The 25,519-nt window shown below is 68.0% G+C and carries 22 protein-coding genes and 1 pseudogene; 8 read left to right on the forward strand and 15 right to left on the reverse strand.

Features of this window, described 5'->3' with window-relative positions; all coding sequences use genetic code 11:
- The 4 genes and pseudogenes from CW362_RS44445 to CW362_RS14290 form a co-directional block, all read left to right on the forward strand.
- Nucleotides 1–132: pseudogene (locus CW362_RS44445) on the forward strand (DUF2267 domain-containing protein); the annotation flags it as partial.
- Nucleotides 133–204: 72 nt separating this feature from the next.
- A complete protein-coding gene (locus tag CW362_RS14280; protein ID WP_103549815.1) occupies nucleotides 205–648 on the forward strand; it encodes a DUF2267 domain-containing protein in 444 nt (147 codons plus the stop codon).
- A gap of 167 nt (nucleotides 649–815) precedes the next feature.
- Nucleotides 816–1,163, forward strand: a complete 348-nt coding sequence (locus tag CW362_RS14285; RefSeq protein WP_240657788.1) for an ANTAR domain-containing protein — start codon at nucleotides 816–818, stop codon at nucleotides 1,161–1,163.
- Nucleotides 1,164–1,598: 435 nt separating this feature from the next.
- Nucleotides 1,599–2,579, forward strand: coding sequence for a PP2C family protein-serine/threonine phosphatase (locus CW362_RS14290; protein ID WP_103549816.1), 981 nt, complete (start codon nucleotides 1,599–1,601; stop codon nucleotides 2,577–2,579).
- On the opposite strand, the gene CW362_RS45620 is transcribed toward CW362_RS14290, so the two are convergent.
- The 13 genes from CW362_RS45620 to CW362_RS14355 form a co-directional block, all read right to left on the reverse strand.
- Nucleotides 2,574–3,023, reverse strand: a complete 450-nt coding sequence (locus CW362_RS45620; RefSeq protein ID WP_420856871.1) for a helix-turn-helix domain-containing protein — start codon at nucleotides 3,021–3,023, stop codon at nucleotides 2,574–2,576. The two genes, CW362_RS14290 and CW362_RS45620, sit on opposite strands and share 6 nt — an antisense overlap.
- Nucleotides 2,969–3,289, reverse strand: coding sequence for a helix-turn-helix domain-containing protein (locus CW362_RS45625; protein ID WP_103549817.1), 321 nt, complete (start codon nucleotides 3,287–3,289; stop codon nucleotides 2,969–2,971). Before CW362_RS45625 ends, CW362_RS45620 begins: the two co-directional genes overlap by 55 nt.
- Nucleotides 3,290–3,450: 161 nt before the next feature.
- Complete coding sequence (locus tag CW362_RS14305) at nucleotides 3,451–4,083, reverse strand: MBL fold metallo-hydrolase (protein ID WP_103549818.1); 633 nt, start codon at nucleotides 4,081–4,083, stop codon at nucleotides 3,451–3,453.
- Nucleotides 4,083–5,168 carry an S-(hydroxymethyl)mycothiol dehydrogenase gene (locus CW362_RS14310; RefSeq protein WP_103549819.1) on the reverse strand — a complete coding sequence of 362 codons (1,086 nt, stop codon included), beginning with the start codon at nucleotides 5,166–5,168 and terminating at the stop codon, nucleotides 4,083–4,085. The genes CW362_RS14305 and CW362_RS14310 overlap by 1 nt, the downstream gene beginning before the upstream one ends.
- 64 nt (nucleotides 5,169–5,232) lie before the next feature.
- Nucleotides 5,233–6,450, reverse strand: coding sequence for a cytochrome P450 (locus CW362_RS14315; protein WP_103549820.1), 1,218 nt, complete (start codon nucleotides 6,448–6,450; stop codon nucleotides 5,233–5,235).
- Between the two features lie 44 nt (nucleotides 6,451–6,494).
- The gene (locus CW362_RS14320; RefSeq protein WP_420856870.1) at nucleotides 6,495–7,484 is read right to left on the reverse strand and encodes a PDR/VanB family oxidoreductase; all 990 of its coding nucleotides are present in this window, start codon (nucleotides 7,482–7,484) and stop codon (nucleotides 6,495–6,497) included.
- A 130-nt stretch (nucleotides 7,485–7,614) separates the two neighbouring features.
- Nucleotides 7,615–8,379, reverse strand: a complete 765-nt coding sequence (locus CW362_RS14325) for an IclR family transcriptional regulator (protein ID WP_103549822.1) — start codon at nucleotides 8,377–8,379, stop codon at nucleotides 7,615–7,617.
- A gap of 51 nt (nucleotides 8,380–8,430) precedes the next feature.
- Nucleotides 8,431–9,693, reverse strand: coding sequence for an ABC transporter substrate-binding protein (locus tag CW362_RS14330; RefSeq protein ID WP_103549823.1), 1,263 nt, complete (start codon nucleotides 9,691–9,693; stop codon nucleotides 8,431–8,433).
- A 116-nt stretch (nucleotides 9,694–9,809) separates the two neighbouring features.
- On the reverse strand, nucleotides 9,810–12,245 hold the full coding sequence (locus tag CW362_RS14335) for a beta-glucosidase H (RefSeq protein WP_240657789.1): 2,436 nt from the start codon (nucleotides 12,243–12,245) through the stop codon (nucleotides 9,810–9,812).
- A gap of 485 nt (nucleotides 12,246–12,730) precedes the next feature.
- Nucleotides 12,731–15,328, reverse strand: a complete 2,598-nt coding sequence (locus CW362_RS14340) for an alpha-L-rhamnosidase (protein ID WP_103549825.1) — start codon at nucleotides 15,326–15,328, stop codon at nucleotides 12,731–12,733.
- A 43-nt stretch (nucleotides 15,329–15,371) separates the two neighbouring features.
- The gene (locus CW362_RS14345; protein WP_240657790.1) at nucleotides 15,372–16,175 is read right to left on the reverse strand and encodes a carbohydrate ABC transporter permease; all 804 of its coding nucleotides are present in this window, start codon (nucleotides 16,173–16,175) and stop codon (nucleotides 15,372–15,374) included.
- Between the two features lie 110 nt (nucleotides 16,176–16,285).
- Nucleotides 16,286–17,170 (reverse strand): carbohydrate ABC transporter permease, encoded by an 885-nt coding sequence (locus CW362_RS14350; RefSeq protein ID WP_103549827.1) that lies wholly within the window; start codon nucleotides 17,168–17,170, stop codon nucleotides 16,286–16,288.
- Nucleotides 17,171–17,271: 101 nt separating this feature from the next.
- The gene (locus CW362_RS14355) at nucleotides 17,272–18,588 is read right to left on the reverse strand and encodes an ABC transporter substrate-binding protein (protein WP_103549828.1); all 1,317 of its coding nucleotides are present in this window, start codon (nucleotides 18,586–18,588) and stop codon (nucleotides 17,272–17,274) included.
- A gap of 230 nt (nucleotides 18,589–18,818) precedes the next feature.
- Here CW362_RS14355 and CW362_RS14360 point away from each other — a divergent pair, with 230 nt between their 5' ends.
- Both CW362_RS14360 and CW362_RS14365 read left to right on the forward strand, forming a co-directional pair.
- Complete coding sequence (locus tag CW362_RS14360) at nucleotides 18,819–19,895, forward strand: LacI family DNA-binding transcriptional regulator (protein WP_240657791.1); 1,077 nt, start codon at nucleotides 18,819–18,821, stop codon at nucleotides 19,893–19,895.
- A gap of 24 nt (nucleotides 19,896–19,919) precedes the next feature.
- Nucleotides 19,920–21,002 (forward strand): LacI family DNA-binding transcriptional regulator, encoded by a 1,083-nt coding sequence (locus tag CW362_RS14365; RefSeq protein WP_103549891.1) that lies wholly within the window; start codon nucleotides 19,920–19,922, stop codon nucleotides 21,000–21,002.
- A gap of 10 nt (nucleotides 21,003–21,012) precedes the next feature.
- Here CW362_RS14365 and CW362_RS14370 read toward each other — a convergent pair whose 3' ends face one another.
- Together CW362_RS14370 and CW362_RS14375 are read right to left on the reverse strand one after the other, a co-directional pair.
- Nucleotides 21,013–22,242 carry an MFS transporter gene (locus CW362_RS14370; RefSeq protein WP_103549830.1) on the reverse strand — a complete coding sequence of 410 codons (1,230 nt, stop codon included), beginning with the start codon at nucleotides 22,240–22,242 and terminating at the stop codon, nucleotides 21,013–21,015.
- Between the two features lie 264 nt (nucleotides 22,243–22,506).
- Nucleotides 22,507–23,418 (reverse strand): LysR family transcriptional regulator, encoded by a 912-nt coding sequence (locus CW362_RS14375; protein WP_103549831.1) that lies wholly within the window; start codon nucleotides 23,416–23,418, stop codon nucleotides 22,507–22,509.
- A 127-nt stretch (nucleotides 23,419–23,545) separates the two neighbouring features.
- On the opposite strand from CW362_RS14375, the gene CW362_RS14380 reads away from it, so the two are divergent.
- Both CW362_RS14380 and CW362_RS14385 read left to right on the forward strand, forming a co-directional pair.
- Nucleotides 23,546–24,547 (forward strand): fumarylacetoacetate hydrolase family protein, encoded by a 1,002-nt coding sequence (locus CW362_RS14380; protein ID WP_103549832.1) that lies wholly within the window; start codon nucleotides 23,546–23,548, stop codon nucleotides 24,545–24,547.
- Between the two features lie 5 nt (nucleotides 24,548–24,552).
- Nucleotides 24,553–25,509 carry a cyclase family protein gene (locus tag CW362_RS14385; RefSeq protein WP_103549892.1) on the forward strand — a complete coding sequence of 319 codons (957 nt, stop codon included), beginning with the start codon at nucleotides 24,553–24,555 and terminating at the stop codon, nucleotides 25,507–25,509.
- Nucleotides 25,510–25,519 lie beyond the last annotated feature (10 nt).

The following is a 25,519-nucleotide window of genomic DNA, read 5'->3' on the forward strand; positions in this document are numbered from 1 at the left end:
ACCGCGACCTGGGACGTCAGCGCCGTCCTCTCAACGGTCGCCGACACGGCCGGCGATGACCTGCTGGGCCAGATCCTGCTCCAGCTCCCCACCGGCTACGACCTCCTCTTCGGCCGCCCACAACCCACCTGACCAAGACCTGGGGTGGCGCCACACGCTCCGGGCGCCACCCCATCCCGGCTCCGATGAAAGGCATGCACCGCAGTGATCACCGACGTACGCGCACCGCAAGGGCACCAGCAGCCGTACAGGACGGCGTACGAGCAGATGCTGGAGAAAGTCCGCTACGAGGGCGCCTACCCCACCCGCGAGAAGGCCGACGAAGCCGTCCGCCTCGTCCTGGGAGGGCTCGGGCGTCAGCTGACCGGCGACGAACGCGCCGACCTGGCCGCCTGCCTGCCACTGGAGGCCGCACGCGTCCTCACCACGCAGATCCCCGACACCCAGTCGCTGACCGGCTGGGCCTTCGTCAAGGACCTCGCCGCCCGCTCCGGCGCCTCTCTGGCCACCACCCGCTGGGACACCGGCTCCGTATTCGCCGCCGTCGCAGCCCACGCCGGCCCCGACCTGACCACCCGCATCCTGCACCAGCTTCCCACCGGCTACGCCCTACTGTTCGGCCGCGCCGAACTCACCCCCGCCGCGTAAGCGGCGACGGCGACCCTCGGGGCAGGCGCGACGCCCGCTGCCGCTGCCCGCCCCTGCGCCGGGCGCGCGCTCCTGGCCGGTCGCAAGAACGAAGTGATGACGTATCACGCAGAAAGGACTGGCTGACCGGCAGCATCAGGCCTGCGGGGGGGGCAGCCTGTCAGGAGGTGAACATAACGGAGCACGGTCTGGAGGACTCTTCACCGTTCAACGCCGACGCCCCTGGGCCGGAAGAGCTTGCTCGCAGAATCGGCCAGTTGCAGCGGGAAATCGGCCAGCTTGAGGAAGCCGTGGTCTCACACGCGGTGATCGACCAGGCCATCGGGGTAGTCATATCCCTCGGTGGCCTCCCTCCCGACCAGGGCTTTGGCGTTCTGCGGATGGTCTCCCAGAAGACGAACATCAAACTGCGGGAAGTCGCGGAACAGATTGTCGGCTGGCCCGCCGACAAGAAGCTGTCCGAGGACATCCGGCAAGCCCTGGAGGCCGCTCTGTCCCAGGCAGGCTGCGCCTGAATACGTACACGATCCAGGGTTCGTCGGCGGATCTTCAGGACCAGAGATCTCTCAGGCTGCACCGAGAGTTGCGCCCCGAGCATCACGCAGCCCTGTTCCCGTTCGCCGTAGCCGTATGGGAACAGAGCCAGCCAGGTAGTGCCGTACCTGGGCGGGCCGCGCACCGAGCCGACCGGTCTCAGACTTGAAGAAGGGGCCGAGACGGTGAGAGGACCGGTGAGCGATGGTGGAGGAACCGGGGGCCGCGTTGGCCCTGTTTCTGGAGCGGTCGCACACCGCCTCCCCGCTGCAGGTACCGCAGCTGGTCGACGAGACGGCCCGTCGGCTGGGGATGGTCTCGGCGACCGTGTACCTGGCGGATGTGCAGGAGAATCAGCTGGTGCCCCGCCCGACACCGGGGGCCAGGACAACGCCACCCTGGCGATCGAGGGGACGGTGGCCGGGTGGGCCTACCGCACCATGTCGCTGCGGCTGTCACACCGTCGGCCGCTGACGGTGTGGCTGCCCTTGGTCGACGGCATCGCCCGGATCGGCGTACTGCGCGTCAGCGCCGACCAGATCACGCCCCCGATGCTGGACGGCGCCGTACAGTTGGCGGCGGTGACCGCGCTGACCATCGTGTCCAAGAGCGGGTTCAGCGACCTGTTCAGGCGCACCGCCCGCCAGCGCCCGATGACCACCGCCTCAGAGATGGTCTGGGCGTTCCTGCCGCCCCGCACGCTGGGCACCGACACTGTCACCTCCACCGCCGCGCTGGAACCCGCCTACGAGATCGGCGGGGACGCCTTCGACCACGGCCTGGACGACGGACGCCTGCACCTGACCGTGGTCGACGCCATGGGCCACGACCTGGCAGCCGGGCTGGCCTCTGCCGTCGCGCTGGCCGGCTGCCGGTCCACCCGCCGCGCGGGCGGAACGCTCACCGACATCGCCGGCCGGATCGACGAAGACCTGCACCGCTGGCAGCCTGGCGGCCTGCTGACCGGCGTCTTCGCGCACCTGGACCTCGACACCGGGCAGCTGGACTGGATCAACGCCGGCCATCCGCCGCCGCTGTTGATCCGCGCCCATCACGTCGTGCCGGGGGCCCTGGAGGCGCCGGGCGAGCTGCCACTCGGGCTGGGCCCGGGCTACGAGCACCCCCTGACCGTGCACCACGCCCAGCTGGAGCCCGGCGACCGGGTCCTGATCCACACCGACGGCGTCACCGAAGCCCGTTCCGCAGTCGGTCAGCAGTTCGGCGAGGACAGGCTCGTCGACTTCGTCACCCGCGCCCTCGCCGCGGGCGAACCCTCCCCCGAAGCCCTGCGCCGCCTCATCCACGCCATCCTCGACCACCACCACGGCCAACTGCAGGACGACGCCACCATCGTCCTGGCCGAATGGCACCCCGACAGCGGCGACGCCGGTTCATAACGGTTCACGCAGGTCATGGGCCACCCAAAACTCAAGAACGCCGGTGGAGCCTGTTTGAACGGCCCATCCCCACCGGCGCCCGGCAGGGGCTGGCCACCAGGAACAGAGCGAGGCAGGATCTGCGCTCGAGCACATGGACTCCGAGTGCGGACGCGGGGTGCGTAAGTGCGGCGGACCTGAGGCAGTAGAGAAACACCTGATTCGTCGAGGACCACGATCCAGGCACGTTTCTTCACCGCCCCCTTTGATGCGCGGCCACTCATGCGCAACCCAACGGGCGATCTCCGACTCGTCCCGCTCCCCCGCGCGACGCTCGGGCCGTTGCAGACTCCAGCCGAGTCGGCCGGTCAGCAGGCGCCAGACCGTCGCCCGCGACAACGACACCCCTGTCACCCGCTCCACCACCACGCCGACCCGCTCCAACACGGCCCGCACCTGCTCCACCTGGGCGTCGTCCAACTTCGGCCAGCGACCGGTTGCCGGCTTCCCCGTAGTGTCTGAGTTCCACCGTTCTCCCAAGCACGTCTCCAGCGCCGCACGCTCTCCGCGTGCACCCCCACCATCTGCGCGATCTCGGCATTCGAGCGGTCCTGCCCGAACAACTTGACCGCACAAACACGCCGAGCCTCCGCCAACTGCGGCCGCTCAGCAGTTGTGACCAGGATCAGTGGTTGGCACCAGGCAACGTTCGCAACCTGCTCTGATGCCAACTGGCTTCGGCAACCGGAGGCCCGGAATCAGCGAGATAGTCGGCACTTGGGTACAGCGCAGGCCACAAAGGATGCCGCTGTCTACCCATGAGGCCGGGCGTAGGTACGTCCGCACCGCAGGTGGTCGAGGACGAGCGCACCGGTTCCACCACCGGCCCCGTTCAGTGACCGGCGGTTATCCACTCATCCAGCTGGGGAGCTTCCGCCCGGACGCTCGTATCGCTGCCGTGCCCGGTGCGGACCTGCGTGCCGGGCGGCAGGGTGAGGAGTCGGTCGCGGATCGAGCGGATGATGGTAGGAAAGTCCGAGTACGAGCGTCCGGTTGCTCCGGGGCCGCCCGCGAACAGAGTGTCACCGGTGAATACGGTGCCGAGCGTCGATGCGTACAGGCAGATCGATCCCGGTGTGTGTCCGGGGGTGTGTATCACCCGCAATTCTGTTCCCGCGACGTCGATGCGCTGGTCATGGGATAGGTAGCCCTCAGGGCTGTGTTCGGGATGGGTGTGCTTCCACAGCAGTCGGTCGTCCAGGTGTAGGAGGATGGGAGCTCCGGTGGCTTCGGCGAGCGCCGGGGCCGCGTTGATGTGGTCGTTGTGGGCGTGGGTGCACACGATGGCGGTCAGGCGCCGGTCGCCTACGGCTGCCGCGATGGCATCGGCGTCGTGGGCAGCGTCGATCACGATCGCCTCGTGGTCGTCACCGACGATCCAGACGTTGTTCTCGACGTCCCAGAGGCCGCCGTCCAGGCTGAAGGCGCCTGAGGTTGTGAGGTGTTCGATGCGGACCTCGGTCATCAGAAGATCACCACCGAGCGGAGGACATCGCCCTTGTGCATGCGGGCGAAGGCGTCTTCGACCTCGTCCAAAGTGATCGTCTCGGTGACGAAGGAGTCGAGGTCCAGGCGGCCTTGGAGGTAGAGGTCGGTGAGCATGGGGAAGTCGCGGGACGGCAGGCAGTCGCCGTACCAGGAGGACTTGAGCGCGCCGCCTCGTCCGAAGACGTCCAACAGCGGTAGGTCGAGTTGCATGTCGGGGGTCGGGACGCCCACGAGGACGACGGTGCCGGCCAGGTCACGGGCGTAGAACGCCTGTCGGTAGGTTTCCGGCCGCCCGACGGCTTCGATGACGATGTCGGCGCCGAATCCGTTGGTGAGCCGGCGGATGGCCTCCACCGGATCGGTGTCGCGCGCGTTCACGGTGTCCGTGGCGCCCATCGTCCGAGCTGTCTCGAGCTTGCGCTCGTCGATGTCCACGGCGATGATCTTCGCGGCGCCGGCCAGTCGGGCACCGACGACGGCTGCGTTGCCGACGCCGCCGCAGCCGATGACAGCGACGGTGTCGCCTCGGCCCACTCCTCCTGTGTTGATTGCCGCGCCGATGCCTGCCATGACCCCGCAGCCGAGCAGCCCGGCGGCGGCCGGTGAGACGGCCGGATCGACCTTCGTGCACTGGCCGGCAGCTACAAGGGTCTTTTCGGCGAAAGCACCGATGCCGAGGGCAGGTGACAGTTCGGTGCCGTCGCTGAGGGTCATCCTCTGGCGCGCGTTGTGCGTATCGAAGCAGTACTGCGGGCGTCCGCGTCGGCATGCGCGACAACGGCCGCAGACCGCCCGCCAGTTCAGGACGACGAAGTCGCCCGGCGCCACGTCGGTGACTCCGGTGCCGACCGCCTCCACGATGCCCGCCGCCTCGTGTCCGAGAAGGAACGGGAAGTCATCGTTGATGCCGCCTTCGCGGTAGTGCAGGTCGGTGTGGCAGACGCCGCAGGCCTGCACTCTTACCACCGCCTCGTCCGGCCCTGGATCGGGCACGACGATCGTCTCGACGCGCACCGGCTCGCCTTTGACGCGGGCGACGACGCCGCGTACGTGCTGAGGCATGGATGGATCCTCTCGACTGTCTGTCTGTGTGGGAGGTGATGCTCGGGTTCACGAGGGACGGTGGTCAGCTCACGGGGCGCACGTGTACGGGGAGCGCTGCGAAGGAGCGCAGGGTGTTGTTGAGGTGCCGGCGCGGTTCGCCTGCGAGCTCGATGCGTTCCACCCGTCGAGCCAGGGCCGTGAGGAGTGCTTCGGCTTCCAGGCGTGCTACGTGCTGGCCTACGCATTGGTGGATGCCCATGCCGAAGCCGACGTGTCCGGATGGATCGCGGGTGAGGTCGAAGCGGTCCGGGCCGTTCCAGCGGGCCGGGTCACGGTTCGCCGCGCCGAGGAACATGAGGATCTTGGATCCCTCGGGGATGAGGGATCCCGCGATCTCGACGTCGGTCGTGGCGGTGCGGAAGAAGGTCTGGACGGGTGACTGCCAGCGCACCGCCTCATCGAATGCCACGCGGGCCAGTTCGGGGCGTTCGCGGAAGCGCTGCCATTCGTCAGGGTGGCCGGCGAGGGCGTAGAGGGTGGCGGCCAGGCCGTGCACTGTCGTGTCGACGCCGGCGGTGAGGAGTGAGCGTACGACCAGCGGTGCCTGCTCGTGGGTGAGGTCGCCGCGGTCGGCGGCGGCCCAGATGCGGGCGCCGAATCCGTCATCGGTGAGGGCTCGGCGGGCGCACTGGGCATTGACCCAGGCAGACAGGTCGGCGGCCCTGTGCGCATCTGCCTGCACGAGGGCGTTGGCGGGGCCGAAGGCGTTGAATGCCATGTTGCCGTAGGGCAGGAGGTTGTCGCGGCCGTCGGGTCCCAGCCCCACCGCGTCGGGGAAGACGCGCAGGGGGAAGGCTTTGGCGAGGGATTCGAATGCGTCGAAATCGGTTCCTTGTGTGGCCAGGACGGTGTCGACGAGGTCGTCGGCCATCGGCTGCCAGGCCGCGCGCAGTCGGCGCAGTGCTGGTGGGGCGAGTATCTCGCGCAGGACGCGGCGCGGTGCGTCGTGGTGCGGCGGATCGGCCTCCAGCAGCAGGCTCGGAGGCCGCCAGGGCTTCGAATGGCGGAAGTTGGCCAGTCCCACGCCGGCGGCGGACTGGAACGTCTGCCAGTCGACGAGGGCCGCGTGCACTTCGCGGTATCGGGCGAGCGCGTAGACGTCGTGGCGGGACAGCCGCACGACGGGCCCGGCTTCCCGGAGGGCGTTGTGCAGGGGTTCGGGGGTTGTGAGGTGTTCGGGGGCGAAAGGGTCGACGTCGTTCACCGGCGGTTCGACAACAGCGGCGGGTGCTTCGGTCATGGCGGCTCCAGCGAGGTGCGGCTCGGGAAGGGGCGGGTCGTGGCTCAGAGGTCCAGGACCAGGCGGGCTGAGCGGGAACGCGAGACGCAGGGCAGCATGCAGTCGTTGGCGGCGCGTTCGTGTTCGGTCAGTACCGAGTCCCGGTGGTCCGGGGTCCCTTCCACGACCGGAGTGAGGCAGGTGCCGCAGGTGCCGTGCTCGCAGGAGGACAGCACATCCGCACCTGCCTGCCGTAGGGCTTGGAGGACGGTGGCATCGGGGGTGATGGTCACTGTCCTGCCGCTGCGGCACAGCTCAACCTCGAAGGGCCCGCGGTGCACCGGCTCTGTCAGGGCCTTGGCTGTGAATCGCTCGGTCCGCAGGTTGTACGGGGGCCACCGGGAACACGCTGCCTCAACCGCAGTGAGCAAGGGCCCCGGTCCGCAGCAGTACACCTTGGTTCCCGTGTCCGGTTGGCTCAGCCAGGCTTCCAGGTCGAGCAGGCCGCACTCGTCCTGGGGGCTGATCTGTACGCGGTCGCCGTAGGAAGCTGCGAGTTCGTCGAGGAACGCCATGGAGGCTCGATTGCGGCCCCCGTACAGCAGCTGCCAGTCGGCTCCGGTCACGTCGGCTTGGTGGATCATCGGCAGCAGCGGGGTGATGCCGATGCCGCCCGCGATGAACAGGTACCGCTCGGCAGGCGCCAGGGGAAAGTGGTTGCGCGGCCCTCCGACCTCCACGAGGTTCCCAGGCATGAGCTGATCATGAACGTAGGCGGAGCCGCCCCTGCCGGAGTCTTCGCGGAGGACCGCGATGCGGTAGGTGTACGGGTCCCATCGGTCTCCGCACAAGGAGTACTGGCGGGTCACTCCGCTCGGCAGGATGAGATCGATGTGCGAGCCGGGTGTCCAATCCGGCAGCCGTGTGCCGTCCGGGTGCACGAGGGCGAGTGACACGACACCGTCGGCGACAGGAGTCTTGTCCTGTACCTGCAACGTCACGGTGGAGGGATGCTGCTGCAGCGGAGCAGTGGGCAGCAGGTTGTGTACGACCACGTTGTCGCCTCCCGTCTGTGGAATGCAGGAAGCATGCGCGCGGGCGTCGTCGGGTCGCGACGGCATTCTCATTCAGTGAGAGACCGACTTCGTGGAGATGTCATGCGGCTGTCGCACAGCCGTCACATGCCTACGGAACATCCTGTGCCCCGCGCGCGGCCAATGAACGGGAGATGCCCCGGGCAGCGGTCCGTACGACAGGCACCACAGCCTGGGCACCGACGTCATTGGGGACGATGACCGACAGCGCCGCGATCACCGTGCCGTCCGCGCCGCGCACGGGCGCGGCTACGCCGAGTGCCTCCGCGTGGACGTAGCCGGGGCAGTACGCGTAACCCTGCTGCCGGATCTCGGCCAGGGTCACACGCAGCTGCGCAGGCGTGGCGGGCGTGCTCGGCGTGTACGCGGTCATGGGACCGCTCAGGATCCTTTGCTTGAGATCACTGGGGCCGTGGGCGAGGAGCACCAGGCCGCTGGAGGAGGCGTACAGAGGAAGCCGCCCCGCGATCCGGGTGTAGTTGATCACCGCACGCGGTGCCGAGAGCCGTTCCAGGAAGAGCGCCTCGTCGCCGTCGAGGACACCGAGCTGCACATGGTGGCCCACAACGTCGTGGACGCCCTCCATGAACGGCATAGCGTGATCACGCAGGGAGAGTGTGGGGGAAGCACGCGTGACCAGCTCCCACAGCCGCACGCCGATGCGTACTTTGCGGTCGGCGTCCCGGCTCAGGAAACCGAGAGCCACGAGCTCGGCCACGAGGCGCGAGACCGTGGCCACGTGCAGGCCCGTTCGACGGGCGATCTCGGAGACCGTCAGCGCCGGCTCGTCCTGGCTGAACGCTTCGAGAATGCGGGCTGCCCTGGACAGCACCGATTCCTGATGAGGTGTGTGCATGGCGAACCGTTCTGACGATCTCCCGGCCGGGGGCGGCGTCCGTCTCCGCCTCTACTTGTACGCCCTGTCCATGGCAGCCAGCGCGTGCGCGATGTCCGTGGTGCCCGCGAAGAGGGCACTTATCTGCTTGAAGTGTGCCTGCTGCACCTCTGAGTTGGGCCACCGCTGATCCATGAACGGCACCGTCGTCCCGTCCTTTTGCCGTCGTGCCACCTCCGCGACGGCGGGATCGACGGAGAAGGATTTGTTGGGCAGAGCGGGCAGCGTTGCGCCGGAGCGGTTGTACAGGTTCTGGCCCCGTTCCGACCCGAGGAAGTCCACGAACGTCAGTGCCGCTTTGCGGTGGGGGGCCTTGGCGTTGAGCCCGTACGCGGCGGAGACGGCGCCGGGAATCCGGGTTTCGTTCGGCTGATCGGTGGCCGGCAGGGCTGTCATCCGGAAGTGCATCTCCGGTGCCACGGAACGCAGAGCGGCGAGTGTGCTGGCGACCTGGACGACTCCCACTGCTCGTCCGTCGGCCACTTGGTCGAGTGCGTCCTCGTAGCTGGTCTTGAGCGGGGCGGTGCTGAAGCAACCGCGGTCGCGCATTTCCAGGTACTTGGTCATGGCTTGACGCCATCCGGACCGGGCGAAGGTCTCCCGGCCGGACTCCATCTGTGTGTCGAAGTCGGGGTCGTGGGCGTACACCGTAGTGGCTACCAGTGCGTAGTCGACGAGCTGGGTGACCCACGGGGTCTGGTTGCCCAGTGCGAACAGCACTTTTCCGTGCTGGCGGGCGGTGTCGCACAGGGCGAGGAGGCCGCTGTAGGTGGTGGGCCGGGTTCCTCCGATGGCCTTGAGTGTCTCTGCGGAGTAGATCGCGCCGATGGCGCTGAAGGTGACGGGCACCAGATACGTGCCGATGCCGCCGTCGGTGACCGGGCGCATGCTGTCGGGTATCCGGCCGGCGAAGAAGCGCAGACTGAGTGCTTCCAGGAAGTCGTCCTCCTTCAGGGCCAGGACGGAGGCGGGGTTGCCGTTGCCGGGCCAGACGGTGAAGACGTCCGGTGCCTTGTCCGCCCGGAGCTGCTGCGGAATTTCCTTCTGCAGGGTGTTGGTGTCGGCGTAGCTGACGCTGATGTGGATGTCGGGATGGGCCCGGTGGAAGGCCGCGACGACTGCCTGCATCGAAGCCTTGTCGGTGATGTTTGCTCTGACGGTCACCTCGGTGTCGGAGGTGTCGCCGTCGGCTCCTATGACAGAGCAGCTGGTCAGAAGCGTCATGCTCAGCGTGAGGGATGCGGCGAAGCGAAGGGGTCTGGGTCTGCGGGACATGGGCGGGCTCCATGCAGTAGTGGAGGCGAAGGTTCAACGAGCTGGACAGGAACGGCGGAGGCGCGTCACGCCGCGGCGGGGAGGCGGGTGGCGTGACGCGCCGGTTGGGATTGCGGTCAGCTGATGGGAACAGCGCGCTGCGCGGTCAGATCACGGGAGCTGTGCGCCGTGGCGAAGGTGTACGTGCCGGGGACGAGTGCCCAGGCTCCTGCCTTCCAGATGGTGAGGTCGTCCACGGGAACGGTCACCGTGAGCCGCTGGGAGCCCGCAGGGGCCAGTGTGATTTTGCGGAAGGCGACGAGCCGCTGCGGTTCGGCGGCAGCGGCGCTCGGCAGCGTGGCGTAGACCTGCACGAGTTCGGTGCCCTTGCGCGAGCTGGTGTTGGTGACGGTCACACTCACCGTCACTGTCTTGGCACTCTTGTTGTATGTCGCCTCGAGGGAGCCGTGAGCGAAGGTGGCGTACGACAGGCCGTGGCCGAAGGGGAATCGGGGCTGCTGTCCCTTGCTGTCGTAGTAGCGGTAGCCGATGGAGATGCCCTCGTCGTAGGAGACGGCTCCGTTGCTGCCGGGGTAGGTCGCGGGTGTGGTACCCGGCCCTTGGGTGGCGTCGGCGGGGAAGGTGACGGGCAGTCGGCCGGAGGGGTCGCTGTCTCCGAAGAGGACGGCGGCCAGCGCCGTGCCCATGCCGCGGCCTCCGTACCAGGCTTGGAGCACGGCCTCGACATCGCCGAGCCATGGCATGGCCACGGGACCGTCGGTGTTGAGGACGACGATGGTGCGCGAGTTCACCGCTGACACAGCCGCGATGAGCTGTTCCTGATCGCCGGGCAGACCGAGTGCCAGGTGGTCCATGTCCTCTCCGGCGACCCGGTTGACGAAAACGATCGCGGCATCCGCGGCGCGGGCCGCGTCGACGGCGGCGGGGATCAGGGATTCGGGCTGCCAGCCCAGCGTGAGCCCGCAGGTGCCGGGATCGGTGCCGGCGTTGGTGTAGGTCACCTCGATGGCGACGGCCTTTCCGGCGGTCAGCGCAGCAGTGCCCTGCAGGGGGTAGTCGTAGGGGCCGAGGAAGAATCGACGGCTGTGCCGGGTGCCGGTGGCGATCGTGGTGCCGTTGATCTTCACGGTGGCGGTTCCGGCGGCGAGCAGAGAGAAGCGGTGCAAGCCGGTGGCTGTCGGCACCAGGGTTCCGGTCCATTTCGCCGACCACACGTCGGGCAGGCTGTCCACGGGCGCAGCTGTGAAGTCGATGCCGGCGTCGGTGCGGGTGGCGAGCGGGGTGCCGGAGGCGTCTGCACCGGCGTAGTAACCGGCGGACAGGCCAGGAGCCCCGGCGTCGCTGCGCAGCACGGTGGAGGGAACCGCGGTCAGCGGAAGATCTCCCTTGGTGCCCTGAGCGTGGGTAACGGTGAGGCCGCTGCCGGCGCGAGCACGGATGGCGTCCAGGGGGGTCGTCCATGATCCCGGATCGACGTAGGTGGAGCCGCCCACGCCGGTGAAGACGTCGCTGCCGGCCGGGCCGATGACGGCCAGGGACTTCAGAGTGGTCGGCAGAGGCAGTGCTGCGGAGCGGTTGGCCAGAAGTACCAGGGAGGCGACGGCGGCCTCGTGGGCCAGGTCCTGGTGGGCCTGGGTGCTGACGTCGGCCGCCGGAGTGGGCACAGGGTGGTCGAAGAGACCGTTCGCGTACATCGTGACGAGGATCCGCCGGGCGGCGTCGTCGAGCCGGGAGCTGGGTATCACACCGCCGGTGAGTCCTCCGGCGGGAATCTTGACTGCGTAGGGACCGAGCCCGGCGAGGTCCATGCCGGCCCGCGCGGCCGCGACTTGGTCGTCGCCGGCCCAGAAGTCCGGCACGGTGTAACCCTGCAGTCCGATGGTCTTCTTCACGTCGTCGAAGAGAACCGGGCTCTGCGTCGCGAAGGTCCCGTTGATCTTGGGATAGGCCATCATGACCGACGTGGTCGGGGCGGCTGTGACAACGCGGCGGAACGGTGCTTCGTACAGTTCGTGCAGCGCGCGGTCGGAGACCTTGGTGTCCGTGTAGAAGCGGTTGGTCTCCTGGGTGTAGGCGGCGAAGTGCTTGACCGTGGCCACAACGTTCTGGCTCTGCATGCCGGTCGTGAGGGCCGCGCCCAGTTGGCCGGCGAGCAATGGGTCCTCACCCATACCTTCGGACTGTCGGCCGGAGTGCCAGGTCCGGGTGAGATCGATGGTGGGGCCGAGGAGATTGTTGTAGCCCTTGGCCCGGCCCTCCGCACCGATCGCGCTGCCGATGCGTGTCGCCAGACTCTCGTCGAATGCCGCCGCCTGCGCGACCGGAACCGGGAACGCGGTCACGCCCTGTTCGCCGCGCAGGCCGGCCGAGGCGTCCACCATGGTCAGAGCCGGTATGCCCAGGTGCGCGACGGTCGCGAAGTCGCACCGCACGAGCGCTTCCTTCTCCGCCGCTGTCATGCGAGCGAGCATCGCGTCCGCTTGGTCCTGCGGTGTCACGGACGGTGCGGCGATGGCCGCTTCGGTCATCAGGGGAGCCATGCTCAGGCTCATTGCGGTCAGGGTGGCGAGAGACAGGAACGATCGTCTTTTCACGGCGGCTCTCCGAAGGGGGGTGGATTTACGCGCACGGGACAAGAGGGGCCGGTCGAGGGGTCAGGTCACGGCCGGCCCCGGTTCGGGGGATGGTTTTCCCGGTCTCACCCGCTTGCTGCCGAGTCCCGCGACAGAAGAAGCAGTGAGGGAATTGGGATTTCCGTGCGACGTACGCTTGCTGAACGGACAAACTAGAGGGCCCCGCCTAGAGGGGTCAACCCTTTTGACACTTGCCCAAAAAGAAGCACCTGACCAGCACATTTGATGCACTGATTGAAAAATGGAATGAAATTTCAATTGAAAATTCGGACCGATCAACGGTCGCCATAGACCGCATCGATGGAGGTCATCGACGAGGCGAATTGCCAACCCTAAGAAATGCCAAAAGAAAGCAGTCCGGCGCCATGACTGGCGCCGGACTGCTTGAAATTCATAAATGCCTATTAGGCTGTTTTCTTCACGATCTCCCAGGAATCGAGGTCATGTTCTCCCGGCCCCACCTGGACCGGCGGACACCCCGGGAGCTGCACGACGCCGGAGCAGCCGTCAGGTACGACGGCATGGACGCACATCCGACCGTCGATGGTCGTCTCCCACGACAACTCTGCTGCGCCGTAGGGCGTTTCGTGGCGGGTCCGTGCCCACGTGATGCCGCCGCCAGGCCGCGGTTGGAAGACAAGCCGGCGATAGCCGGGCGTGGACTCGGCGATGCCTCCGACGACGCGGTGCAGCCAGTCGGCGACGGCTCCAAGAGCGTAGTGATTGAAGGAGGTCATACCGCCGGGATTGAGTGTGCCGTCGGGGCGAAGGCTGTCCCACCGCTCCCAGATGGTGGTCGCCCCCTGCGTGACCGGATAGAGCCAGGAAGGGCACTCGGTCTGGGTCAGCAGGCGGTAGGCGACGTCCAGGTGGCCGGTGTCGGTGAGGGCATCACAGATCACCGGAGTCCCGACGAATCCTGTGGCGATACGGGCTTCGTCGGCCAGCACCAACTCGGCCAGCCGGTCACCTGCTGCACGGCGTTGCGGATCGGTGAGGAGATCGAAGGCGATGCCGAGCGCGTAGGCGGTGGGAGCGTCGCTGGTCATGCGGCCATCGGGCAGTACATACCGGTCGCGGAAGGCGGCGGCCACTTCCGCAGCCAGTGCGGCGTACTGGGTGGCGTCCCGCTCCATGCCCAGTTCGGCTGCGGCCAGCGACAGATGACGGGCCGAATACGCGAAATACGCCGTGGCCACCAGGTAGCGGTCGGTGCAGCCCGCTGCCGGATCATCCGGCGGAGCGGCGGGGTCGAGCCAGTCACCCAACTGGAATCCGGTGTCCCAGAGACGATCGGAGCCGGCGAGCCGCTCGACGAGGTCCACCCATGCCTTGGCCATGGCGTAATTGCTGCTCAGGATCTGCAGGTCGCCGAAGCGCCGGTACAGGGTCCAGGGCGTGAGCGTTGCCACGTCTCCCCAGGCTGCGCCGGGCTGGATCGGTGTCCACATCGGCTTGCCGGGAATGACGGGCACGTACCAGGGGACGGTGCCGTCGGGAAGCTGCTCGAGCCGTACGTCGGTGAGCCAGGAGTCCAGCAGGCCGGCGCAGTCGTAGAGGAAGCTCGCCGTCGGGGCGAATACCTGTAGGTCGCCGGTCCAGCCGAGGCGTTCGTCGCGCTGGGGGCAGTCGGTGGGGATGTCGACGAAGTTGCCGCGCATGCTCCAGACGACATTTTCGTGGAGCCGGTTGATCAGCGGGTCGCTGCACTCGAACCAGCCGGTACGGCGCATGTCCGTGTGATAGACACGGGCCGTCACCGACTCCTGTGTCAGCTCCCCCGGCCAGCCGCTGATTTCGGCGTAGCGGAATCCGTGCAGGGTGAACCGGGGCTCCCACGTGTACGGACCACGCCCGGAAAGAATCAAGGTGTCGGTGGAGTACGCCTCGCGCAGGGGTTCGGTGGCCAGTTCTCCGTCCTGGAGCACTTCGGCGTGCCGGATGGTGATGATGGTGCCCACGGGGCCGTCGACGGTGAGACGGAGCCGGCCGACGAGGTTCTGGCCGAAGTCGAGAAGATGACGGCCGTCGCCGGTGGGTGTGATGGCGGTGGGAGCCATCTCCTGGGTGCAGCGCACCGGCGGGCCCTGGGGGGAGACGAGGGTGCGCGGGTCCCGGCTGCCGAGCCGTACGGGGGTCCATTCCGTGTGCTGCTCAGGCGCGCGGGTCGCCCAGCTGGGGTCGTCGAGTCGGGCGTCGAAGCACTCGCCCTCGTAAAGACCGCTGCTGACGATGGGTCCGGCGGCGGCCGTCCAGGTGGCGTCCGTGGCGATGACGACGGTGGTGCCGTCGTCATAGGTCACTTCCAGCTGGGCGATGAGGGCCTGGTCGTTGCCGTAGATGTTGCGGGTGCCGCCGTCGAATCCGTACTTGCCGCGGTACCAGCCGTCGCCGAGCCAGGCGCCGATCACGTTGGCGCCCGTGGCGAGGAGGGCGGTGACGTCATGGGTGCGATAGCGCAGACGGTGCGGGTAGACCGTCCAGCCCGGGGCGAGGACCTCGCTGCCCACCCGAAGTCCGTTGATCTCCACCTCGTACAGGCCGTGAGCGGTGACGTAGAGGCGGGCTCGGGTGATCGGGCGATCCAGGTGGAAGTCTTTGCGTACCCGGGCCGGACGGCGTTCGGCATCCGAATCCTCGGGCCATCCGGCGCCGACCGGTGCCGCGCGCCAGTCGGCCGGGTCGAGCAGCCCGGCTTCCACCGTGCTGGGCTCGCTCCAGGCGGAAGGCGTCACGGCTCCGGCCGTCCAGACGCGGACTCGGACGCTCACGCTCTCGCGTGAGGCCAGCGGTTCACCGGGCCAGGGCACCAGGACCTGGCCGCTTCCTTCGATACGGCCGGTGCTGTGCTGACGGCCGGCCCGTTCGAGCCGGATCTCGTATGCCTGCTGGCTGCCGGATGCAGGGGGAAGTTTCCAGGTCAGACGTGGGGTGGCCGTACCGATGCCGAGGCCGTCCGGGAGGTGTTCGAAGGAGACCGGGGCGGGTTGGGGGGTCGACAAGGGGAACCTTTCTTCACGTGCGGGAGCGGGCGGGCTTGGGAGGTCAGCCCTTGAGCGCTCCGGAAGTGAGTCCCTTCATGACCTTCTGGTTGAGGAAGAGGTAGATCAGGAGGGTGCCGAAAACGTTGAGGCAGATCGCGGCGAACAGGGGGCCGTACTGGGTGGCGCCGAAGTCGCCGGTGAAGTTGAGCAGGCCGACCTGGACGGTGCGCAGATCCTGGCTGTTGGTGAAGGTGAGGGCGATCAGCAGGTCGTTCCAGATGAAGAAGAACTCGACCAGCCCGACCGTCAGGAGTGCGTTGCGGACCATCGGGACGCTGATGGTCCAAAAGGAGCGCAGGATCCCGGCGCCGTCGATCGTGGCCGCTTCGAAGAGTTCACGCGGGACGGACTTGTAGTAGGTGGCCATCATGAAGACGGTCAGCGGCAGGCCCGTGCCGGTGTAGGTGAGGATCAGCGGCCACAGCGTGCCGGACAGCCCGGTCTGGAAGTACACCGTGAACAGAGGAAGCAGGATCATCTGCGGTGGCACCATCATGCCGGCCAGGAAGATCAGCAGGGTGAGGTTGCGGCCCTTCCACACCATGACCTGGAGTGCGAAGCCCGCTGCCGCGCCCAGCAGCAGGATCAGGGCCAGCGCAGGAACGACGGCGAGCAGGCTGTTGCGGACGTAGAGCCCGATGTGGCCCGTGGTCCACGCTTCGGCATAGTTGCCCCACTCCCACGTGGTGGGCAGGCTCCAGGTGGAGTGGTTGAGGTAGTCGCTGTTGGACTTCAGCGAGGTCAGGAACATCCAGACCAGTGGGTAGATCTCGACGACCAGCAGCAGGGTGACAACGATCTTCACCCACAGCTTGCTGAATGGGACGCGTCGCCGGGGCCGGCTGGAAGCAGCAGACGGTCCAGGGCTTGCCTGATGGGCGGTGGCCTTCACAGGGGTGTCGATGGCCATGGCTGTCAGCCTTCCGTGAGGTCGCGCCGTGAGACGCGGAAGACGACCAGGCTCACCAAGAGGCATACGACGGTGAGCAGTACGGCGATGGTGCTGCCGTAGCCGTAGTCGCCGTAGGTGAACGACGTCTGGAACATGTACAGGGTCAAAGGGGTGGTGCTGTTGCCCGGGCCGCCGTTGGTGAGCGCGACGATGGAGTCGAAGGCCTTCAGCGTGCCGTTGATGCTGAAGATCAGGGAGGACATGAGCACGGGCAGGGACAGCGGCAGCACGATGTGGCGCACCAGTCGCAGGCCGGTCGCTCCGTCGAGTCGGGCGGATTCGAGGACTTCCTCAGGGATGTCGACGAGGCCGGCGAAGAGCAGCACGGCGTAGAAGCCCATCGAGCGCCAGATGTCCATGACGATCAGGACCCAGAAGGCGCTCGAAGAGCTTCCAAAGAAGTCGATGGAGTCGATGCCGACCGCGTTCAGGAGCGAGTTGACGGGGCCGGTCTGCGGTGCGACCTGGAAGAACTTCTGGAAGAGCAGGCCGACGGCGACCGTGGGCAGCACGACGGGGAAGAACACGAGGGTCCGCACGAGCGCGGAGGCCCGCTTGAGGAAGAAGACGTAGAGCAGGGCCAGGAGGTAGCCCGCGACCACCTGACCGGCGGTGACGACGACGGCGTACTTGAGGGTGAACCACAGGGCGTGACGGACGGCGGGATCATCCAGCAGGCGGGAGAAGTTGGCGAAGCCGTTGCCGGTGAAGCCGTCGATGGAGTTGCCCTTGGTGAAGGAGTAGCCGAGCGACCACACCATCGGGACGAGCATGATCAGGGAATAGACGAGAAGCGCGGGACCGAGCAGGATCGCGATGGCCCTGCGGTCACCGAGTACGCGGTGCATGAGTGGTATCCACTTCGATGACGATGAGGAGTTGTGCCGAGCAGGCGCCGGGGCGGCGTGCAGAAGATGCGTGTGGCGTCAGGCGCGCCGCCCCGGTCGGCTCACTGAGCGGACAGTGCGTCCTGGACGGTCTGCATGAACTGCTGGGGGCTCATGCTTCCGCTGACCAGGCCCGCGGCGTTGGTCTGGCTGACCGTGGTGGCCTTGGTGCCGAACAGCGCCTCGAACCACAGGACGTTCTGCTTGGAGGCGCTGATCGTGTCGCGCACCTGGGTCGTGACCTTGTTGGCGTCCGTGACCGGGGTGTTGACCTTGAAGCCGGAGATCGAGCCGTGGTCCTTGAGCGCCTTGCTGCCGTAGTTCTTGGCGATGCAGGAGACCCAGGCGCCGGTCTTCTCGTCGAAGGACTTGGCACCCAGGGTGATGCCGAGGCCGACGTTGGACGGGTACTGGTCGATGGAGCCCTTGCCGCCGGCGACAGCCGGGAAGGGCATGAAGCCGACGTTGGTCGCGCCGATCTTGTCCTGCTTGGCGTCCGAGATGTTCGCCAGTGCCCAGCTGCCCATGTAGAGCATGGCGGCCTTGCCGGTGAGGAACTGGTTCATGGCGGTGTCGTAGTCGATGGAGCCGACGCCCTTGCCGAAGTAGCCCTTCTTGCCGAGGGCGGCGATCTCGGTGGCGGCCTTGACGTACTGCGGGTCGGTCAGCTTCGCCTTGCCGTCGGCGACGTCCTTGAGCGCGTCCGGGCCGAGGCTGCGGTAGAGGTAGCCGCTGATGAGACGGGTCAGCGGCCAGCCCTGCTGACCGGAGGCGGAGAACGGCTGGATGCCCTTGGCCTGCAGCTTGGCAGCCGAAGCGACCAGCTCGTCCCAGGTCCCGGGGACCTTCAGGCCGTTGGCCTCGAAGATCTTCTTGTTGTAGAAGACACCCTCGATGTTGTACTCGTACGGCAGGACCTCCAGCTTGCCGCCGTACAGCGCCTTGATCGTCGACACGGCGGCCGGCTCCAGCTGGTCGTCGACCCCCAGCTCCTTCAGCTTGGCTTCCAGGTCGGCGATCTTCCCCGACTTCGCGAGCTTCTGGGTGAGCGCGGGGGCATTGCCCGCGGCGAACTGCACGGGCAGGGCGCCCTGCCCGGCGAGCAGCTGCAGCTTCTGGTCGAGGCTCGCCTGGGGAACGGTTTCGACCTTCAGCGGCAGCGCGTCGTTCGCGGACTTGCACGAGCCCTCGGACAGGCTGGTCAGTGCGGTCTTGACGGTGGTGTTCTCGGTGACGCTGAGGTAGCTGAAGTTCTTCGGCGCAGCCGCGGTACCACTCCCGCTGCCGCCGCATGCGGTGGCGAGCAGGGCCATGGAGGCCGCGCCGGCCGTGAACAGGCTCAGACGTGCGCGCCGAGCGCGGGACGTGCGAAGGGACACGGGTGACTCCCAGAGGTCGGAGAAGAAGCGAGATGTGAGGCGAAGGCGCAAGGACGGCGCCGAGAGCGACAGGCGGCCGCGCCGCAGGAGTTCGTAAAACGTTCTCCATGTCGAGTGGGCAACACCCTGCACCTGTCACTCGACTCCGTCAAGACACGGAGCTGTAACACCGGGGATTTCCACAAGAGACTTGACGCCCGGCGTGTGACATCCTGTAAACCGTTACACCAATGACTACGAGAACCGGAGTGCGGGCGATGGACGGGGCTGCGGAACCCAGGCAGAACAAGCGCGTGACGATCACCGACGTCGCCCGGCACGCAGGCGTGTCCACCGCGGCCGTGTCCAAGGTGCTCAACAACGCCTACGGAGTGAGCCCGGCCATGCACGAGAAGGTGCAGGCCGCGATCACCGCCCTCAACTACCGCCCCCACGCCGCCGCACGTGGCATGCGCGGGCGGACCTACACGATCGGTGTCCTGCTGGACAACGTCCGCAACGCCTTCTTCGCCGACATCCTGGACGGCATCCGGGACGAGCTGCGCAGCTCCGACTACACCGTGCTGATCGGAGCGGCCGGATTCGACGCGCAGGACCAGGCGCGCACCATTCGTTCCATGGTGGACCGCCAGATGGACGGCCTGATCCTCATCGCACCGAGCACTCCGCGCCCGGAGGTCCTCACCACCGCCGCAGCGACACCCACGGTGGTGATCGGCCATGACGACGCTGCGGACAGCCACGATTCCGTCGTCGACGCCGACGACATCGGCGCCGGTCTGGTGGTGGACCACCTGGTCTCCCTCGGCCACCGCGACATCGCCCTCGTCTCGGCACCGGGCGGCAAGACGGGCCAGTGGAAGAGGACACCCGAGATCGTGCTCGCCTCCGGCTACATGGAGGCCATGCAACGGCACGGTCTCGCCGGCCACACCCAGGTGCACCATGCCGCGTACTCCGACGACGGCGGTTTCAAAGCAGGCATGACGTTGTTGACCGCGGAACGCCCCCCTACCGCCATCATGACCGGCGCCGACGTCGCGGCCCTGGGCATCTATCGCGCCGCCCACGAGCTCGGCCTGCGCATCCCCGACGATCTCTCCCTCGTCGGCTACAACAACACGGCCCTCGCCGCTCTGGCCCCTGTCCAGCTGACCAGCGTCGACCAGGCCGGACACACCATGGGCTCGACGGCCGCACGCCTGCTCATCGAGAGGGTCGAAGGCCGCCGGGACCGGGCGATCCGCACCACCATGACGCCGCGCCTGGTCGTGCGGAAGAGCACGGCAGCGCCAGGAGGCCGGTAGACCGTGGAACGAACGATGCCCACCATGCCCGCAGCCCAGCGCGAACCACCGCGCCACCGCCCAGCAGCAACCCGGGAAGCCAGAGCCCGGCGCCGAGTGGGCATCAAGGACGTGGCACGGGAGGCCGGCGTCTCGCTCGGCACGGTCTCCAACGTCCTCAACCGCCCCGACATCGTGGCCGCGCCGACCCGGCAGCGGGTCCTGGACGTCATCGACACCCTCGGGTACGTACGCTCGGACGGCGCGCGCCAGTTGCACGGCTTCACTTCCCGACTCGTGGCCGTCCTGGTCCTCGACCTGGCCAACCCCTTCTTCACCGCGCTGGCCGCCGGTGTGGAACAGGCCGCGCTCGAAGCCGACCTCGGTGTCATGGTGTGCACGGCCGGCCGAGGACCGGCCGACGAGGCCCGTCACCTTTCGCTGATCACCTCGCACCAGGTCCGCGGCGCCGTCCTGGCCTCCGGAGACGACACAGGGCGCAGGGTGGCAGGCTTCCGTCGTAACGGGGTGCCGTACGTCATCGCGGACCAGAACGCCCCTCAACAGGGGGCCTGTTCGGTCGGCATCGACGACGTCGCCGGAGGACAGGCCGCCGTGCGCCACCTGATCCAGCAGGGGCACCGGTCGATCGGCTACGTCAGCGGACCGGACAGTCTCCAGCAGGTCCGAGACCGGCGCCGGGGGGCCGCCATCGCGGTCAGCATGGCCGGCCTTCCGGCGGAGTCTCTTCGGGACCTGCCGTGCCCGGCGCTCACAGTGAGCGCCGGCAAAGACGCCGGATACAGGATCCTCGGCCTCAGGAAACGCCCCACTGCCGTCTTCTGTGCCAATGACCTGCTTGCTCTCGGGGTGATGCAGGCACTGTACGAGGCTGGTCTGCGGGTTCCGGAAGACATCGGAGTGGTGGGATACGACGACATCGAGTTCGCCGCGTCCGCCGTCGTTCCGCTCACTTCGGTGCGACGGCCGGCTCTCACGTTGGGCCGGGAAGCAGGCAGGCTGCTCCTCGAGGACACGGCGGAACCCGCCACGCACGAACACACCCACGTCGTGCTGCAGCCGGAACTGGTCGTGCGCCGGTCGACCATGAGGACGTCGGTGCGGTGACCCGTCAGAGTCAGATGCTTTCGGGAACATGCTGGGGCAGCGTCTTCGGCGATCGGCGGGTCAGGGGAAGCAGCGCGGCCGAGACCAGCATCGTGAGCAGGCCGAGGAGGACGACGGCCGAGGCCAGCGTGCCCAGCATGCCCTTGGCGGCCAGCAGCGCGAGCGGACACGCGAATTCACCGAGGAAGAAGGCCGCCGTCCACAGGCCGGTGCCGCGTCCGCGGTCGGCGAAATCGAGCCGGGACAGCGCCAGCGTCAGCAGAGAGGGCAGAAGCAGCCCGGTACCGACGCAGTTGACGACGGCGCCGACGACGAGGAGGGCGACATGGTCCGTCGCCCCCATCAGCAGAAAGCCCACGGCACACAGGAGAAAGAGGACCGGCATACGGCGGCGGGGCCGATCGGTGAGCCGGGTGAAGAGCACCGAGCCCACGACCGTGGCCGCGCTGGCCAGCGCCGTGACCGCGCCCACCACTCCGGTGGAGTGCACGCCCAGGTCGTCCATCAGGTACGACATCTCCACGGGCACGGTGTAGAAGACCGCCGCGCCGAAGACGGTCAGCAGGCAGATCCCCGCCATGCGCCGCAGGGGGAAGGGGTGCTGGCCGACCGATGTCGGCTCAGTGACGGTCGGATGTGGAGCCGGGAGGACCCGGGCCATCACCGGAGCGAGCAGCAGGCCGACGGCGTACAGCCAAAAGGGCGCTCTCCAGCCGATCGAGCCGAGAGCCCCGCCCAGGACGAAGAAGAGTGTGGCGGACGCCGATGCGCACATGGTCTGCAGCGCGAGGTACCGGTCACGGGTCCGTCCGCTGTAGTAGTCGCCGATCATGGTGGTGCAGCACGTCATGATGGCCGCTTCGGCGACGCCCACCAGGACGCGGCTGAGCACGATGCCGTAGAGGGAGCCCAGCCACAGTGGGGCGGTGCCGAACAGGGCGTACAGCACGGTGGCTGCGACCAGCAGGCGCTTGCGGCCGAGCCGGTCGACGAGGACGCCGGCGAACGGGGCGAGCGCGGCCAGGGAGAGGGCGGGGACGGTGAGCACGAGCGGGACGAGAGCCTCGCTGCCGGCGATGTGGGAGAAGTGGTCCTGCATGCGTGGCAGGACGGGTGCGATGAGGACGGCTCCCAGGATCGGCAGGCAGCTTCCGGCCATCAGCAGCACGGCGGGCAGCCTGCCCCTGACGGCCGGGTCCCCCGTGTGTTCGTGAGATGGCAGGGCGGCGGAAGTGGGCATGGCGACACTCCGTGGGACGTGAGGGAGAAGCGCCGTGCAGCGGACCGGGCCGGATCTGCTGTGCAGGCGGCTCCGCAGTCGGCCGACCGGCGCGGGCGGTGTCCCCCGACTATGCGTTCCGGTTCTCGGCCTGCCCACCCCTCACGTCATTCGAGTTGCCGATGCCCTCGATCCAGCGCGCGGATAGTGATGTCGTCTGCTGCCCCGGGCCTCAGCGGCTTCCCGTCCGGCAGGCATCTCTGGCTGGAATGTCGAAAACGCCGCTCAGTCCTGGTGGCCCAGACGGGCCCCGACGCGGGCGGCGGTCTCGCGCAGCCAGATGTGTGCCGCGTCGTGCGTGTGCACCGGGTGCCACCACAGCGCTTCCCTCAGCGGCACGGCTTCGTAGGGCGGCTCTACCACCCGCACGGCTGCGATGGGTTCCATCATCCGGGCCATGCGCTCCTGGATCAGCGCGATGCGTCGGGTCCCCGCGACCAGCAGGGGCAGCGACTGGAAGCTGTCGACGGAGACCTCGACCCGCGGTTCGACGCCGAGCATGCCGAGCTGGCGCACCGCCGGGGCGTCGTACGTCCGCTGGTACGTCACCCAGGGAAGGCGGGCGAGGTCCTTGCGGGTGAGCCGGTCGTCGACGCTCGGGTGGTCCCGCGCGACGAGGAAGACCCAGCGGTCGTCGTAGAGGTCGGTGGCGGGGAAGTCGCTGATGACCCCGTGCGGCATGAACAGACCGTCGCTGGCGCTCAGCAGCGTGGCGGTGTCGTCCACCACGGTGGTCGGGGTCTGGGAGAAGCGCAGCCGGATCCCGGGCGCCTCCTCGTGGATCACCCGGGCCAGCTCGGTGCCGAAGATCGCCACGGCGTAGTCGGACGCCACCAGCTTGAATTCCCGGTTCTCCTTGGCCGGGTCGAAGTCCGCCTGGCTGGCGAAGAGGCGTTCCAGCACGTCATAGGCGGTCGAAGTGCGGTCCAGAAGCACCTGTCCCAGCGCGGTCAGCTCGTAGTGGCCGCCGACGCGGGCGAGCAGGTCGTCGTCGAAGTGCCGGCGCAGCCGGGAGAGAGCGGCGCTCATCGCGGGCTGGCTGAGCCCGACGCGCTGTCCGGCACGAGTGACGTTGCGCTCCTCCAGTAGGGCGCGCAAAGCGACGACGAGGTTGAGATCCAAGCGGGCCAGGTTCATCAAAAGTCCCTCTACAGAGCGATATCAACCACAGGCCATCCATGAAGTGGATGGCAATCATCCATACAATCAATTTCCCTGATCAGTGGTGCGGGGTCCAGATTAGTCGCACTGCAATCAGGAGGACATGTCCGTGAAACCTGGATCCGCGTCCGCACTCTTCGCCGGACCTTTCGCCCTCGCGACTCTCTCGGCCCCCGACGGGCCCCGCTTTCCTGCTCTCATTACGCCTGATGGCAACGCTCTCGACCTTCGGACCGCACTGGGCGACGACCAGCTGACCGTGCTGAGCCTGCTGGATCGCTGGGACACGTCCCTGCCGCACCTGCGCGCCCTGGCTGCCGACACCGGTGTCAGCCGTACGCCGATTGCGGACCTTCAGGTGCACGCCCCGGTCGAGCCGCGTCAGATCTTCCAGTCGGGTGCGAATTACCGGCAGCACGTGATCGACCTGCATGTCGCCCACCGTGCCCCCGGCGACGACCGGCCGGAGGCGGAACGGCGGGCGGAGGCGGCCGAGATCATGGACCGGCGGGCGGCCGAGGACCTGCCGTACGTGTTCATCGGTCTGCCCAGCGCGATCACGGGCCCCTACGACGACGTCGTGCTGCCCGCCTGGGCTGAGAAGCCGGACTGGGAGCTGGAGCTGGCGGTCGTGATCGGCCGGCCCGCGTACCGGGTGTCCGTCGACGAGGCGGCCGCGCACATCGCGGGTTACACGATCGCCAACGATCTGACCGATCGGTCGACCGTCTTCCGCAGGGACATGCCGCAGATCGGCACCGACTGGCTGCGCAGCAAGAACGCGCCCGGTTTCACGCCGCTCGGCCCATGGATCGTGCCCGCGCAGTCCATCGCCAACCCCGACGACCTGCGCGTGGTGCTGAAGCTCAACGGCGAGACCATGCAGGACGAGTCGACCAAGGACATGATCTTCAAGGTCGCGCGGATGGTGTCGTACGCCTCGCAGACGGCGCACCTCCTCCCGGGTGATCTCGTGCTCACGGGCAGCCCGGCCGGCAACGGCATGCACTGGGGGCGTCTGCTGCGCGACGGCGACGTGATGGAGGGCTCGGTCACCGGGCTCGGCGTCCAGCGCACCCGATGCGTGGCGGAGGCGACGGCATGACGGCCATGGATCCCCGTGACCCGGAAGCCGCGATTGCGCGGGCGGCCAAGGCGTACTCCAACTGGGGGCGCTGGGGTGAAGACGACCGGCTCGGCACCCTGAACTTCCTGGACGAGGCGAAGCGCCGCGAGGCCGCTGGTCTCGTCCGGCGCGGGGTCAGCTTCTCGCTGTCGCAGTCCTTCGACATGAACGGCCCGCAGAAGGGCTGGCGGCGGCGCACCAACCCGGTGCACACCATGCTGGACACCGGCACCGATGCCGCACTTGGCCACCAGGGCTTCCCGCACGGCATCGGCGGCGCCGACGACGTGATCGCGATGCCGCTCCAGTGCTCCACGCAGTGGGACGGGCTGGGGCACATCTTCGACCACGGCAAGGCGTGGAACGGCCGTGCGGCCGAGAAGGTCGTCACCTCGGACGGCGACCTGATCACCGGCATCGAGCACATGGCCCCCCACGTCGCAGGACGCGGTGTGCTCCTGGACGTGGGGCAGGTCGTGGGCGCAGCGGGCGAGCTGCCCGACGGGTTCGCCGTCACAGAGGAGCACCTGGCCGCCACCGCCACGGCCCATGGGGTGAGCGTGGGCCGCGGCGACATTGTGCTGGTGCGCACCGGCCAGCTCGCGCGCGTCCGCCGGGACGGATGGGGTGACTACGCCGGAGGCCCCGCACCGGGGCTTTCCTTCACCACGGCCGGCTGGCTCCACGGCACCGAGATCGCAGCGATCGCCACCGACACCTGGGGCTTCGAGGTCCGCCCCAACGAGTTCGAGAACGCCTTCCAGCCCCTGCACCAGGTCGCGATACCCAACATCGGACTCCTCATCGGCGAGATGTGGGACCTGGAAGCCCTGGCCGAGGACTGCGCGGAAGACGGCGTGTACGAGTTCTGGCTCACCGCCGCCCCTTTGCGCATCACCGGCGCCGTCGGTTCCCCCGTCAACCCGGTCGCGGTCAAGTGACGCGCCCAGC

The organism is Streptomyces populi (assembly GCF_002911015.1).
Lineage (GTDB): Bacteria > Actinomycetota > Actinomycetes > Streptomycetales > Streptomycetaceae > Streptomyces > Streptomyces populi.

Coding starts and splice junctions, on each gene's coding strand:
- CW362_RS14370 (WP_103549830.1), bottom strand. CDS start 22,242: ATGCCCACTTCCGCCGCCCTGCCATCTCACGAACACACGGGGGACCCG.
- CW362_RS14335 (WP_240657789.1), bottom strand. CDS start 12,245: ATGAGCCTGAGCATGGCTCCCCTGATGACCGAAGCGGCCATCGCCGCA.
- CW362_RS14375 (WP_103549831.1), bottom strand. CDS start 23,418: ATGAACCTGGCCCGCTTGGATCTCAACCTCGTCGTCGCTTTGCGCGCC.
- CW362_RS14325 (WP_103549822.1), bottom strand. CDS start 8,379: ATGCACACACCTCATCAGGAATCGGTGCTGTCCAGGGCAGCCCGCATT.
- CW362_RS14385 (WP_103549892.1), top strand. CDS start 24,553: ATGGATCCCCGTGACCCGGAAGCCGCGATTGCGCGGGCGGCCAAGGCG.
- CW362_RS14310 (WP_103549819.1), bottom strand. CDS start 5,168: ATGCCTCAGCACGTACGCGGCGTCGTCGCCCGCGTCAAAGGCGAGCCG.
- CW362_RS14315 (WP_103549820.1), bottom strand. CDS start 6,450: ATGACCGAAGCACCCGCCGCTGTTGTCGAACCGCCGGTGAACGACGTC.
- CW362_RS14330 (WP_103549823.1), bottom strand. CDS start 9,693: ATGTCCCGCAGACCCAGACCCCTTCGCTTCGCCGCATCCCTCACGCTG.
- CW362_RS14350 (WP_103549827.1), bottom strand. CDS start 17,170: ATGCACCGCGTACTCGGTGACCGCAGGGCCATCGCGATCCTGCTCGGT.
- CW362_RS14360 (WP_240657791.1), top strand. CDS start 18,819: ATGACTACGAGAACCGGAGTGCGGGCGATGGACGGGGCTGCGGAACCC.
- CW362_RS14380 (WP_103549832.1), top strand. CDS start 23,546: ATGTCCGTGAAACCTGGATCCGCGTCCGCACTCTTCGCCGGACCTTTC.
- CW362_RS14365 (WP_103549891.1), top strand. CDS start 19,920: ATGCCCGCAGCCCAGCGCGAACCACCGCGCCACCGCCCAGCAGCAACC.
- CW362_RS14305 (WP_103549818.1), bottom strand. CDS start 4,083: ATGACCGAGGTCCGCATCGAACACCTCACAACCTCAGGCGCCTTCAGC.